Origin of the sequence: Stieleria sp., assembly GCF_041595215.1 — a bacterium.
GTDB classification, from domain to species: Bacteria; Planctomycetota; Planctomycetia; order Pirellulales; family Pirellulaceae; genus Stieleria; species Stieleria magnilauensis.
The window spans coordinates 1-13,468 of the sequence record NZ_JBFHKV010000097.1 but is presented as its reverse complement, the minus strand read 5'-3'; the positions used below and the strand labels follow the sequence as shown (position 1 = coordinate 13,468).

9 protein-coding genes are annotated in these 13,468 nt (G+C 58.5%); 8 read left to right on the top strand and 1 reads right to left on the bottom strand.

The features are described 5' to 3' along the window. Window positions 1-623 precede the first annotated feature (623 nt). The 5 genes from katG (at window position 624) to ABX749_RS06085 (ending at window position 6,661) form a co-directional block, all read left to right on the top strand. On the top strand, window positions 624-2,843 hold the full coding sequence (gene katG, locus ABX749_RS06105) for a catalase/peroxidase HPI (protein WP_372895193.1): 2,220 nt from the start codon (window positions 624-626) through the stop codon (window positions 2,841-2,843). Window positions 2,844-3,287: 444 nt separating this feature from the next. Then, a complete protein-coding gene (locus ABX749_RS06100; protein ID WP_145212727.1) occupies window positions 3,288-3,614 on the top strand; it encodes a helix-turn-helix transcriptional regulator in 327 nt (108 codons plus the stop codon). Window positions 3,615-3,685: 71 nt separating this feature from the next. After that, window positions 3,686-4,057, top strand: coding sequence for an arsenite efflux transporter metallochaperone ArsD (arsD, locus tag ABX749_RS06095; protein WP_145212730.1), 372 nt, complete (start codon window positions 3,686-3,688; stop codon window positions 4,055-4,057). Between the two features lie 21 nt (window positions 4,058-4,078). Continuing rightward, on the top strand, window positions 4,079-5,878 hold the full coding sequence (arsA, locus tag ABX749_RS06090; RefSeq protein ID WP_372895192.1) for an arsenical pump-driving ATPase: 1,800 nt from the start codon (window positions 4,079-4,081) through the stop codon (window positions 5,876-5,878). A 153-nt stretch (window positions 5,879-6,031) separates the two neighbouring features. Then, window positions 6,032-6,661: a protein-tyrosine-phosphatase gene (locus tag ABX749_RS06085; RefSeq protein ID WP_372895191.1), complete on the top strand. Its 630-nt coding sequence runs from the start codon at window positions 6,032-6,034 to the stop codon at window positions 6,659-6,661. 152 nt (window positions 6,662-6,813) lie between these two features. Here ABX749_RS06085 and ABX749_RS06080 read toward each other — a convergent pair whose 3' ends face one another. Further along, complete coding sequence (locus tag ABX749_RS06080; protein WP_095741905.1) at window positions 6,814-7,125, bottom strand: winged helix-turn-helix transcriptional regulator; 312 nt, start codon at window positions 7,123-7,125, stop codon at window positions 6,814-6,816. 707 nt (window positions 7,126-7,832) lie between these two features. Between ABX749_RS06080 and ABX749_RS06075 the strand changes: the two genes are divergently transcribed. The 3 genes from ABX749_RS06075 to ABX749_RS06065 form a co-directional block, all read left to right on the top strand. After that, window positions 7,833-10,196 (top strand): DUF1592 domain-containing protein, encoded by a 2,364-nt coding sequence (locus ABX749_RS06075; protein ID WP_372895190.1) that lies wholly within the window; start codon window positions 7,833-7,835, stop codon window positions 10,194-10,196. After that, on the top strand, window positions 10,193-11,440 hold the full coding sequence (locus ABX749_RS06070; RefSeq protein ID WP_372895189.1) for a DUF1552 domain-containing protein: 1,248 nt from the start codon (window positions 10,193-10,195) through the stop codon (window positions 11,438-11,440). The genes ABX749_RS06075 and ABX749_RS06070 overlap by 4 nt, the downstream gene beginning before the upstream one ends. A gap of 52 nt (window positions 11,441-11,492) precedes the next feature. Beyond that, window positions 11,493-13,468, top strand: a 1,976-nt coding sequence (locus ABX749_RS06065) for a hypothetical protein (RefSeq protein WP_372895188.1), incomplete at its 3' end; no start/stop codon positions are given.

Sequence of the window (13,468 nt, the reverse complement as noted above, 5' to 3'; positions counted from 1 at the left end):
TAAGGTGCGCAGCGGGTGAAAGCAAGCATCTCGACGAATGATCCGGATACAGTCGACGCTCTGTTTCTGGTCAAAAAATGGGTTGGTCAAAAAATGGGTGCAGTAGTTGGGCTGATGGGGTTCCGGGGAAGTCCCCATGCAACGTCGCGAGAACGCAACGCAGAGATTCGGTGAGAGCCCCATCCAGCCGTCGCTGTTTCATCTTTTGACCAGCCCATTTTTTGACCCCACTCCCCACTGACGCAGGGGGGGTGCAGGCCTGCCGCTGGCTGTCTGCCCCATTTTTCAAGGACAGTCCGCGGTCGTCGCTTGAGCATCAATCGCCTTGATGCACCCCGTGCATGACCGGCATGACGGGAATGCATTGGATTCATCGAGTCGATCAAGCGAGAATTCCAGACCTTCGACTAGCCGGATCGTCATACTAAAAGAATCCAACGATTCGAAGTTTCACGCGTCGAAATCCCCCCACCCCAGGAAAACTCATGACTTCGATCACTCATTTCGCACGTGGGATGACAGGCGTTGCGGCGCTCTGCATCGGCACCAGCGTGTTTGCTCAAGATTCTCCGCCCGCCGACTCGTCTGGCGGACAGAGCAACGCGATCAGCAAGTGTCCGGTGATGGGCACCGTCCCTGAACCGAGCCAACGGCATACCGCAGCCGGCGTCTACTCCAACCGTGACTGGTGGCCCAATCAGCTGAACCTGCAGATCCTTCACCAGAATTCGCTCAAGAGCAATCCGATGGGTGAAGGTTTCAACTACGCCGAAGAATTCAAAAAGCTGGACCTGGAAGCGTTGAAGAAAGACGTCAATGAATTGATGACGACGTCGCAAGATTGGTGGCCGGCCGACTACTGCCACTACGGTCCGTTCTTTATACGCATGGCTTGGCACAGTGCCGGCACCTATCGCGTTGCCGATGGCCGCGGCGGTGCCGGTTACGGGACGCAGCGGTTCGCGCCGCTGAACAGTTGGCCCGACAACGGCAACCTCGACAAGGCGCGGCGGTTGCTCTGGCCGATCAAACAGAAGTACGGACAAAAAATCTCCTGGGCGGACCTGATGGTCTTTGCCGGAAACTGCGCCCTCGAATCGGCCGGGTTTGAAACGATGGGATTCGCCGGCGGGCGCGAAGACGTTTGGGAACCGCAGCAAGATGTCTATTGGGGTCCCGAAACTGAATGGTTGGGAGACAAACGCTACTCGGGTGACCGTGAATTGGAAAACCCACTCGCCGCCGTGCAGATGGGACTGATCTACGTGAACCCGGAAGGCCCCAACGGCAAACCCGATCCGCTGGCAGCGGCGAAGGACATTCGAGAGACGTTCGGCCGCATGGCGATGAACGACGAAGAAACCGTTGCGTTGATCGCCGGCGGACACACGTTGGGCAAGGCGCATGGTGCGGCCGATCCGAGCAAGTTTGTCGGTCCCGCACCCGAAGGCGGCAGCTTGGAAGAGCAGGGATTGGGCTGGAAGAACACGTTCGGCAAGGGTAACGCGGAAGACACCATCACCAGCGGTCTCGAAGGCGCTTGGACGTCCACGCCGGCCACTTGGTCGCACGAGTACTTAGACAATCTGTTCTCCTATGAATGGGAATTGACCAAGAGCCCAGCCGGTGCACACCAGTGGACGCCGAAGGATGAGTCCGCGCAGGGCATCGTTCCCGATGCGCATGATCCGTCGAAGTCCCACGCACCAATCATGTTCACGACCGACTTGGCGCTGAAGATGGACCCGATCTACGGTCCGATTTCGAAACGGTTCCACGAGAACCCCGACGAGTTCAACAAGGCATTCGCAAAGGCTTGGTACAAGCTGACCCATCGTGACATGGGCCCCGTCTCCCGCTGCCTCGGTCCCTGGGTTGCCGAGCCGCAACTGTGGCAGGACCCCGTTCCCGCGGTCGACCATGAATTGATCCAAGCGGACGACATCGCGACATTGAAAACCCAATTACTCGACTCGGGCCTTTCGATCTCGGAGTTGGTGGAAACCGCCTGGGCATCGGCGTCGACGTTTCGCGGCAGCGACAAACGTGGCGGAGCCAACGGCGCACGGATCCGCCTGGCACCGCAAAAGGATTGGCAGGTCAATCAACCAGAAGAACTGGCCAAGGTCTTGAAGACGCTTGAGAAGATCCAGCAAGACTTCAATGACGCGCAGACCGGAGACAAGAAAGTCTCGTTGGCGGACTTGATTGTGCTGGGAGGATGCGCCGCGGTGGAAGAGGCCGCGAAGCAAGCCGGCCACGAGGTTCAGGTTCCGTTTTCACCCGGCCGTACCGACGCCTCGCAAGAACAAACCGATGTCGAGGGTTTCGCGGTGCTGGAGCCCAAGGCTGATGGATTCCGAAACTACTTCGGCCACAAACTGAACCGACCGGCGGAGGAATTGTTGGTTGATCGCGCCAACTTGCTGACGCTGACCGCTCCGGAAATGACAGCGCTCGTCGGCGGCTTGCGCGTCCTCAATGCGAACGCCGACAATTTGAAACTGGGCGTCTTCACCGAGCGTCCGGGGGTCCTGACGAACGATTTCTTCGTCAACCTCTTGGACATGGGCACGACATGGAAGGCGTCTGCCATCTGCGAGCATTTCTATGAAGGCCGCGATCGAGAGAGCGGAGACGTCAAGTGGCGTGCGTCGTCCGTTGACCTGGTCTTTGGATCGAACTCGCAACTGCGCGCCATCGCCGAGGTGTACGCCAGCGAAGACGCACAGCAAAAGTTCGTCAATGACTTCGTGGCCGCCTGGAGCAAGGTGATGAACCTGGACCGCTTTGACCTGGATCCGGCTCAGCGAAGCGGTGCGGCGGAACTGGCGGTCCGTTAACACGATTCGCCAGCGGCCAATCTCCGCGGGACGCGTCAGCGCGTGGTATCTGGTCGTTCCCAGGCTCAGCCTGGGAACACCCTGCCTCAGACGGCCCGCGGCCTGCGACGAACCCCTGTGGTGTGTTGTTTGTTAGCAACAGGGCACGAGCCCAATACCGCTCAATCGACAAGGTCTTGACCAGCGCAAGGCCCGCAGGCTAGCGTTAAACGGCTGATCATCAGTTGACATCAGCCGGTTCGCGCGAGCGCGAGCGGCACCCCTCAATTTCGCCTTAGCGGTATTGGGCCCACGCCGCTCCGCTAACCGGTGAAATGCCAGACCGGTCGCCCCCGGGTGCGCCACGACGAAAACGAAAATCTCCGCGCGCACTTGACCGAGTCGGAAATGCCGCTTAAGATTCAATCGTTGATCGACGATATACGTTAAAGCGGATGAAACTCGATGGCTAAAAAACAGTCCAAGAAGAAATGCGATACCTCATCGGTGAAGCTGAAAGCGGATCCGATGGCGGAAGAGCTGGCGAAGCTGGCGTGGGCGATCGCGCACCCGGCCCGGGTGCAGATCGTGCGTCTGTTGATCGGACGCGATGCGTGCATGTGTGGCGAAATCGTCGACTGCTTGCCGCTGGCCCAGTCGACCGTCTCGCAACACTTGAAAATCCTCAAGGAGTCGGGGTTGATCCAGGGCGAAGTCGACGGCCCGAAGGTCTGTTACTGCGTCAATCCCGAACGACTCGAGCAACTCAAGCAGTGGGTCGCCGCCCTCTGACACCGTTTTTTTTTGCCTGATCGTTCGCCGATCATCGATAGTCGATAACTTTTTCCCGTGGAGGCTTTCCAATGAGTACGATTCAAATCTACGACCGCGCCATGTGCTGCAGCACCGGAGTCTGTGGCCCCCAGGTGGATCCCGTGTTGCCCAAGTTTGCCGCGGACTTGGACTGGTTGACGGCCCAGGGCCATGAGGTCCAACGTTTTAACCTTGCCCAAGATGCGACCGCGTTTGCAAACAACCCGGCGGTTCAAGAAATGCTTGGTCGTGAAGGCGTCGATTGCTTGCCGCTGATCTATGTCGATGGCCGGATCGTCAGTCGCAGCGATTACCCGAGCCGTGAAAATTTGGCGTTGTGGACGGGGACGTCGCTCAAACCCGCGCGGACGCTTCCGGTGGCAGGTTCCGGTGGTTGCTGTGGCGACACCGGTTGCTGCTAAGGATCCAATCAGGAGAGAGAGATGGAGTTTTTAAAGACACCGACACGGAATCTGTTCTTCACCGGAAAGGGCGGTGTCGGCAAGACCTCGATGGCTTGTGTCAGTGCGATCGCGTTGGCGGATCGAGGCCTGCGCGTGCTGCTCGTGTCCACCGATCCGGCGTCCAACCTGGATGAAGTGCTGGCAACGCAGCTGAGCAACAAGCCGACTGCGGTCGGCTCGGTGGCCAACTTACAGGCCATGAACATCGATCCGGAACAGGCCGCTCGGGAGTACCGTGAGCGCATGGTGGCTCCCTACCGGGGCGTGCTACCAGACGCCGCGATCCAGAGCATGGAAGAGCAGTTCTCGGGATCCTGCACGCTTGAGATCGCCGCTTTTGATGAGTTTGCCAAACTGCTCGGTGACGAGCAGGCGACCGCAGACTTTGATCACATCATCTTCGACACCGCACCGACCGGCCATACGCTGCGACTGTTGACGCTGCCGTCGGCCTGGTCGGGGTTCATGGAAACCAACACATCGGGAACGTCGTGCCTGGGCCCCTTGGCGGGGCTGCAGGCGCAGCAGACGCTCTACGGAAAAACGGTCGACGCGCTCAGCGATCGGCAACGGACGACGCTGGTCTTGGTCACGCGCCCCGAGATATCGGCATTGCGAGAGGCGGATCGTACCAGCAGCGAACTCCAGACGCTGGGCGTGACCAATCAGCACCTTGTGGTCAATGGCGTGTTCCAAGCCAGCGATGCGTCGGACCCGATCGCCGCGGCGATGCAATCCCGTTGCGATCAAGCCATCGCAGCGATGCCAGCGGGGCTGGAGGGTCTCGATCGCACGTCGGTTCCACTGGCCGGGCGCGGCTTCATCGGCATCGATGCGCTGCGGCAGTTGAGCACCACGCATCCGGCCGATGCCGCATCGATCATCACGTCCGTAAACGATTCCGCACAAGGCCGAGAGACCGACGCGACGCTTGCGACCGATGCGTTGATCGATGCTTTGTCGGCACAGGGCCATGGGGTCATCATGACGATGGGCAAGGGCGGCGTCGGCAAGACCACGGTGGCCGCCGGCATCGCCGTTGCAATGGCGGAAAAGGGATTCGCCGTGCATTTGTCGACCACCGATCCGGCCGCCCATGTCGCCGCGACGATGGCGGCCGACCAGATCGCAGGCCTGACGGTCAGTCGCATCGATCCGGCAGAAGAAATCCGTGCTTATCGCGAGGAAGTGATGCGCACCGCCGGAGCCGAACTGGACGAGCAGGGGAGAGCGTTGCTGGAGGAAGACCTGCGTTCCCCGTGCACCGAAGAGATCGCCGTCTTTCGAGCCTTCGCCCAAACGGTGGCTGAAGGGGAAGACCGTATCGTGGTGCTCGACACGGCACCCACCGGGCACACGGTCTTGCTGCTCGATTCCGCACTCGCCTACCACCGCGAAGTGACGCGCCAATCCAGCGAGATGCCCGAGTCGGTTGAAAAGCTGCTACCTCGGCTGCGCGATCCGAACTACACAAAGGTCTTGGTCGTCACGCTACCCGAGTCGACCCCTGTGCACGAAGCCGCCCACCTACAGGACGACCTTCGGCGCGCCGAGATTGAACCGTTTGCTTGGGTGATCAACCAGTCACTTGATCCGCTACAGTTGAGCGATCCTGTTCTGCGGAGCCGGCAAGCGAGCGAAGGCGTCTTTATCCAAGAAGTTGTCTCCCAGCACGCCAAGCAAACCACGATCCTTCCCTGGCAGGCATCGCCGCCCACCGGCGTCGAAGGGCTTCGCGAGCTTTTTCTCGTTTCGACGGCGGGCACTGCTTCCCCGTGATCACCTCGCGGCGGCGCTTCGTATTGCGAAACGCTGGCGTTTGATGCCCAAACGCTCCTTCAACATCGACGCGATGAGCCGGTAGCAGCGGCCTGCATGATGAACAAAAGAAGTATTACTAATAACACAATCAACTAATGGCACGTGAGTTATATGAAAGGTATCAGTTTGTATCCTGAACTGTCTCGCTTTATTGACCAGCGAAAGACGGAATTTGACCAAATCCCCGAGTCGCGAAAGAAGGAACTTGAAGAAGTCTCCGCCTACGTTCGCCGGCGGTTGGATGTCGCGGGAGCGGCGAAGTTGACCTTTATTTGCACCCACAATTCGCGACGAAGTCACTTTTCCCAGATCTGGGCCAAAGTGGCCGCGGATGCCCATGGCTTGGACGGAGTCACGACGTTTTCCGGCGGAACCGAAGCGACGGCGATGAACGCCCGAGTCGTTGATTCGCTGCGGCGAAGTGGCTTTGTGGTCGACGTCGACCATGCCGGGGCAGACAACCCGACCTACCGCGTGCGGTATTCAGACGAAACGGAACCGCTGGAATGTTTTTCGAAGGTCTTTGATCAGGCTCCCAATCCGACCGCCGATTACGCGGCCGTGATGACCTGTTCGAGTGCAGACGAGGCATGCCCGATCGTGCGGGGATGCGAGTTAAGGGCGCCGATCCGTTACGAAGATCCCAAGGTTGCCGACGACACGGCGGACGAGGCCGGCGTCTATGACCAGCGATCACGGCAGATTTGCCGCGAGATGCTTTACATGATGTCAAGGGTCTGAGCGGCGAGCGAATGAGTCCGTGGAGGCGCCGATATGATTACTTCGCCGCCCGTGTTCCCAGGCTTCGCCTGGGAACAGACTGTCATGGAGGCTCTCGCCTGCTGGCCGCCGGCAGAGCCGGCGAGGGTGGCAAGCAGGATGCTTACCCCACTTTACTTGCGGGCGATTTCTAGAACGCGGGCAGCGTCATCGATCGCCGCTTTCGCCTTGTTTGCGTCACCGCATGCCTGGATCAGCTGAATCGCCGGCTCCAGACGATCGATGACCGATCCGCCGCTCGACTTGGTCGCCTTGCGAATGGCCGAAGCCTTGGCCGAACGCTTCGTCATGCCGGCTTTTCGTTTCGCCGCCGAGACGGTTGGTACGGAAACCCCACATGCCTTGGCGGTGACCGCGATCGTCGCGCCGGGGTTTTTCTTCAAGTAGTCGATTACTTTCTCTTGCTTGTTTGCTTTTTTCGCCATCGGTGAATTGTCTGTGGGGGAATGAAGAAGACAAGATGATTGCATGCGTTCACATCAAACTGAACAACACTGCAATCAATGATTTGCTCAGCCTACATTATCAGACATTATCGTTCGCGTCTTAAAAGACGTTAAAAGGAAAAAAAGATTCTCTTAAGCTTATAGCAAGAGAAGTCCCACACGACCAATTGCCCCCCAGGCTGGCGACAACCCGCCGGAGCATCAGGCGTCGCCGACGACTGTCGCCCAGAAGGCAATCGCAGTCCGCTTAACAATCACCCTAAAACCCCCGACTTCCGGTGCGAAACGGTGATCGCCAGACGGCAACGCCACACCCAGGAAAACACCACGACCACACTTGTTGCTCGCTCGCTGCTGACCAGGATGTTCATTCTTTCAACCCTGTGTAAAGCATCTCGATCGGCTCGGTGAATGAAACAAAGCACCAGCGCTATCGGCTCAATGGGTGTCGATGCAACCTGATGCGCTACATTATCAGCTTGCAACAGCCTCACTACAGAGGTAACACCCACCCCCTTTCGAACCGACCGCTCTCAAGTCATGCGATGGACCATGAACCATGACGAATGAACGCACATTCAATCCTCGGCATCAGGCGATGACACCGGCCTTGGCTATGACGCGCCCCCTTTGATCAGAACCGAGCGACGCGCAGGGCACCGTACAAGGCGTTAGAATTGGCAATTATGAGACGAATACTGTTAATTATTGCCATGGTTTCGGGCCTGTCGATCATCGACGCCGCGGGGCGGGCCGAAACACCGCCCCACTGGGCCGCGTTCACCGAAGCCCATTGCGTCGGTTGCCACGCCGGCGAATCCCCCGAGGGCGATTTCAGCTTCGACCGGTTGGACTTTGATCTTTCCAGCGAAGAAACGGCGCGGCGCTGGATTCGCGTTCACGATCGCGTCGTTGCCGGCGAAATGCCACCGGCCGATGAAGCGACACCGGATGCTCGCGAGTCGGCCGCCTTCACCACAGCGCTGGCGAATGAATTGGTCGCGGCCGAAACCCGCCGCAGCGATGTGGTGCTGCGGCGTTTGAATCGTCACGAATACCAAAACACCGTGTCTGATCTGTTTCAAATCCAAGTCACGGTGAATGGATTGCCCGACGATTCCTCGACGGGCGGATTCGACACCGTGGGCGAAGGCCTGGCGGTTTCCGCCGAAGCGATGGCCGCCTACTTGGAAGCCGCCGATCAAGTGCTCGATGCCGTGTTTGGCAGCAGTGCTCCACCCAAGGGGATTCGCCACGAAACGAACCTGCTCGAACAAGTGGACTGGCGGGGCCGTCCGCAATTGGAAAACCAAATCGGCAAGATGTTTCGCCGCACCGACGACGGCTTGGTGATTTTCCAGTCGGGCTATTGCCCCACAAACCTGGTGAACTTCGCGCGTTTGCGTGCCCCCGCGGGAACCTATCGCGGCACCATGCGGGTCCGGGCGGTACAGAGTGACCAACCGGTCACGTTGCGAATCTATGGTGGCGATACAATTGTCAATCGCGCTGAACGTCACCTGGTGGGGTACTATGACGTCGCGCCCGGACAGTGGACGACCATCGAATTTACCGATCGTTTGGTGGAAGACGGAGGCACCTTTCAGCCGAAATGTTACGGCACGCGCGACACGCGAAAAGACGCCGACACCTGGCCCGAACCGGGAATCGAAATCGGCGACATCGTGATCGAAGGTCCCCTGGACGAATGGCCGCCGCCGGGACGCGTCCGATTGCTCGGCGATCTCGAACTTGAATCGGCCGGGCGAGACGATGCAGAACAGATCTTGCAGCGGTTGTTGCCGCTCGCGTTTCGACGCCCGGTCGAGCCGACCGAAGCGGATGCCTACTTGGATTTATTCTCGTCGGCTCTCGCCGACGGTCGGTCTTTTGAATCCGCATTGCGGGTCAGTTTGAAAGCCGTCCTCTGCTCGCCCGACTTTTTGTTTCTCAATGAACCGGGCACATCACAGATCAGCCCGCACGCGTTGGCAGCACGGTTGTCGTACTTTTTGTGGAGTACGATGCCGGATGACGAATTGATGAGACTCGCCGACGACGGTTCACTGCGGCAGAGCGACGTGCTCGCGCAACAGGTCGAACGGCTGCTGGCATCGCCCAAGGCGTCGGCCTTTACCAAGAACTTCACCGGACAATGGCTTGATCTGCGCGAGATTGATTTCACCGAGCCGGACGCGAATCTGTACCCGGAGTTTGACGAACTGTTGCGGATCTCGATGGTGCAGGAGACGGAACGGTTTTTCGACGAAATCCTGACGAACGATCTCAGCCTCGTGAACTTTGTGGATTCGCAATTCAGCTTTCTCAATGGACGGCTTGCCAGTCACTATGGCATCGAGGGTGTCGATGGTCAGACGTTTCGTAAAGTCCAGCTGCCACCGGACAGTCCACGCGGTGGATTGTTGACGCAGGCCAGTGTGCTGAAGGTGACCGCCAACGGAACGTACACCTCGCCGGTGCTGCGTGGTGCCTGGATTTTGGAAAACATCTTGGGTCAGCCGACGCCGCCACCGCCGGACAATGTCGGATCGATCGAACCGGATATTCGTGGCGCGACGACCATTGGCGAACAGCTGGCCAAACATCGCGACGTTCAATCGTGTGCCGCCTGTCATCGCCAGATCGACCCTCCCGGATTCGCACTGGAGTGTTTTGATCCGATCGGCGGTTATCGCGATCAGTACCGAACGATGTCACCGGACGCGAAACGACCAAATCTGAAGCAAGCGCCGTTCACCTATGCCTGGGTGCGGTACCGGATGGGATTGCCCGTGGATGCGACGGCGGAGATGCCGGATGGGCAAACAATCCAAAGCGTCGACGACTTCAAGCGGATCCTGGCCGCGCACCCCGATCAGCTGGCCCGAAATCTGGCCGGCAAAGTGATGACGTACGCGATGGGGCGTAAGATAGGATTTGCCGACCGCCGCTCGGTCGAAGACATCGTCGCTCAAGCACGCCGCCAGAACTACGGTTTCCGTTCGCTGATCCACGCCATCGTGCAACACCCCACCTTTCAAAAACCATGACACAACCAAACCGCCGAACGATCCTGCGCGGCTGCGGCGTGGCCTTGGCACTGCCGTTTTTCGAATCTACGACCTCCGCCGCTGCGGCCAAACGTCCGCGACGGCGGATCGTTGCGATCGACGTCGGGCTTGGCCTGCACGCCCCCAACATGATTCCGCAGCAATCGGGCCGCGACTATCAGTTGCCAACCTACTTGAAGTTGTTGGCCGAGTTTCGAGATCATTTCACCGTGATCTCGGGCGTGTCGCATCCCGAAGTCGGCGGCGGACACTCGTCCTACAAGTCCTACCTGACCTGCGCGCCCCATCCCAACAGCGCGGGATTTCGCAACACGATTTCGTTGGACCAATTGGCTGCGGCCCAGTTCGGCAGTGAAACACGTTTCGCGTCGCTTTCATTGAGCAGTTCCGGCCCGGGACTGTCGTGGTCGCGGAGCGGTGTCGAAATCCCGACGCTGACGCGACCGTCGTTCGTCTTCCGAAAACTGTTTCTCGCCGGAAAAGCAGACGAGCAAGCCAGGCAGATGCAACGATTGCAAGATGGCCAAAGTGTTCTGGATGTCGTGATCGAGAAAACCAAACGCCTGCAGAGAAACCTGACCGGTCGCGACCGCGAGAAATTAGACCAGTATTTCGAAGCCGTTCGGGAAGCCGAGCGGCGATTGGCCAAAGCCGAAGCCTGGGAACAAAAGCCTAAGCCACACGTCGATGCAAAACCGCCGCGCGACGAACCGGACAGCAAAAAGATTGTGGAATGCATGCGGCTAATGTACGACGTCATGCATCTGGCACTGGAGACTGATTCGACGCGTTTCCTGACGTACAACATTTCCGGAATGAACGCGGTCCCCGTGATTCCCGGTGTCGACGCCGATTATCACAACCTGTCGCATCACGGCAAAGACCCGGACAAAATCGCTCAGCTAACGCTTGTCGAATCTGCGCTGATCCAGGAGCTCCGTGGTTTCCTGAAGAAACTGCAGGAGAGTACGGAGGAGGAAGGATCGCTGCTCGATTCGACGATGGTGCTGTTCGGTTCGAACTTGGGAAACGCCAGCAGCCACGATACAAAGAACATGCCGATGCTGCTTGCCGGCGGTGGATTCCGTCACGGACAACACTTGGCGTTTGACCGCGACAACAATTACCCACTGCCCAACCTGTTTGTCTCCATGCTGCAACGACTGGGCATGGAAACCGACACGTTCGGGACCGGCAGCGGCACGATGACCGGGCTTGAATGATTAACCTAGTATCGGGGTGTAGGTGTCGGCGATTGCACAGACAGGTGTTCGAATGAAACCATTTCTTCCCGATCCCGTGTTTTTCAGGATGCTGTTGATCGGCACAATGATTGCCACGTTGCGGTTCACGGTAGGGATCACTTCATGTGTCGCTGCGACCGACCAAGACGGACCGGCGTGTTTCGTTGCCGATCGATGGTTCGCCGACGAAGTCTGGGAAAAAGTCGGCAAACGAACTTGCTTGAAATGCCACAACGCCTCTGGCGATGCATCCGAGAGTGCCTTTGTGCTGCAGGACCCCGATCGGGATCGCACTCGGCGCGATGCCGTCCTTCGTAAGAATCGCCTTGCATTCGAAGACCAACTCGAAGCTGACGTCGATGGCGAATCACGCCTGTTGCAAAAGGTGGTCGGCGGCCTGGATCACGGCGGCGGAGAAGTCCTGCAAGCGGGCTCGACCGGTTATCGAGTCTTACAGCGATTCGTTCGTCGCCTCAATGGGAAACCCGATCCACTGCCGTCCGAAGTCGACGACGATCCGGTTCCGTTTTTTGACGGATTGGTGATGATGTCGTCTCGGCAATTGTTGCGTCGCGTGACCTTGTCCTTGGTCGGCCGCCTTCCTTCGCACGAAGAGCTTTCCAAGGTTGAAACCGAAGGGCTGTCAGCCTTAAGCCCCATCCTGGACGACGTCATGCGCGAAGACGCGTTCTACGAACGTCTCCAAGAAGCCTTCAATGATACTCTGTTGACGCGAGGGTACGACGGGGTCGCCGAAGGAGCGCTCTCGTACGAGCACTTCAAATCGCGATTGTGGTATCAGGAACTCGACCCGAACCGCGATCGCAAATCGGATGAAAAACTCAAGTACTCACACCCGGAGATGATCGCGTACACGAAATTGGTCCGCGATTATCGCGAAGCGATGCTTCGTGAGCCGCTGGAATTGATTCGATACATCGTCGGCAACGACCGGCCGTTCACGGAAATCGTCACCGCCGACTACACAATGGTGTCTCCCTACACGTCCAGGGGCTATGGCGTTTTTGAACAGGTCCGCGACAAATTCAAGGACACCGATGATCCGTTCGAATTCGTCCCCACGAAAATCCCCGCACTGACGTCTCGAAACGGCAAGGTCCAGGAATCGAAAACCGGCTTTTATCCCCACTCCGGTCTGCTCAGTTCGTTCCAATACCTGATGCGTTATCCGACGACCGAAACCAATCGAAATCGGCTGCGCGTACGGATGTTTTTCCAGCACTTCTTGGGTGTCGACCTGTTGGAGTTGGCACCGCGGACGAGCGATGCCGCAGCGATCACGGCCGAGTACGACGTGCCGACAATGCAGGCGTCTGATTGTGTCGTGTGCCACAAGATCATGGACCCGGTCGCGGGTCTGTTTCAGGATTATTACGTCGTCGACGCCAAAGGGGTCTATGGGCCACGCAAAGAGGGCTGGTACGAAGACATGTTCGCGCCGGGATGGGGGCAGGAAGCGTTGCCGCCGGAAGAGCGCTGGCGCGCTTTGCAGTGGTTGGGTCAGCGAATGGCCCGTGATCCGCGATTCGCCACCGCCATGGTTGAACACGTCTGGTACATCTTGTCGGGACGTCAGCCCCTGTCGCCGCCGGAGGACATTGACGACCCGATGTATTCGCCAAAATATCGCGCCTATCGAGTCCAACGAAAGGAAATCGAACGGATCGCAGATCGCTTCATCGAGGCGGATTTCAATCTGAAAGTCGCCTTCAAGGAATGGATTCACTCGGATTTCTATCGAGCCGATGGCCTGGCGACTGAGGAAGACGCCCCACGACGTCGGGCCGAACTGGACGACGTTGGACTGGTCCGTTTGCTGACTCCCGAACAGTTGGAGCGAAAGTTGATGGCGATCTTCGGCAAAAAATGGGGACGTTTAACCGATCGTGAAGCGCAGTTGAACATCTTGTACGGCGGAATTGATTCTCAAGAGGTGACCGAGCGGATCACCGATCCCAGCGGCGCGATGGGAGCGATCCAACGCAT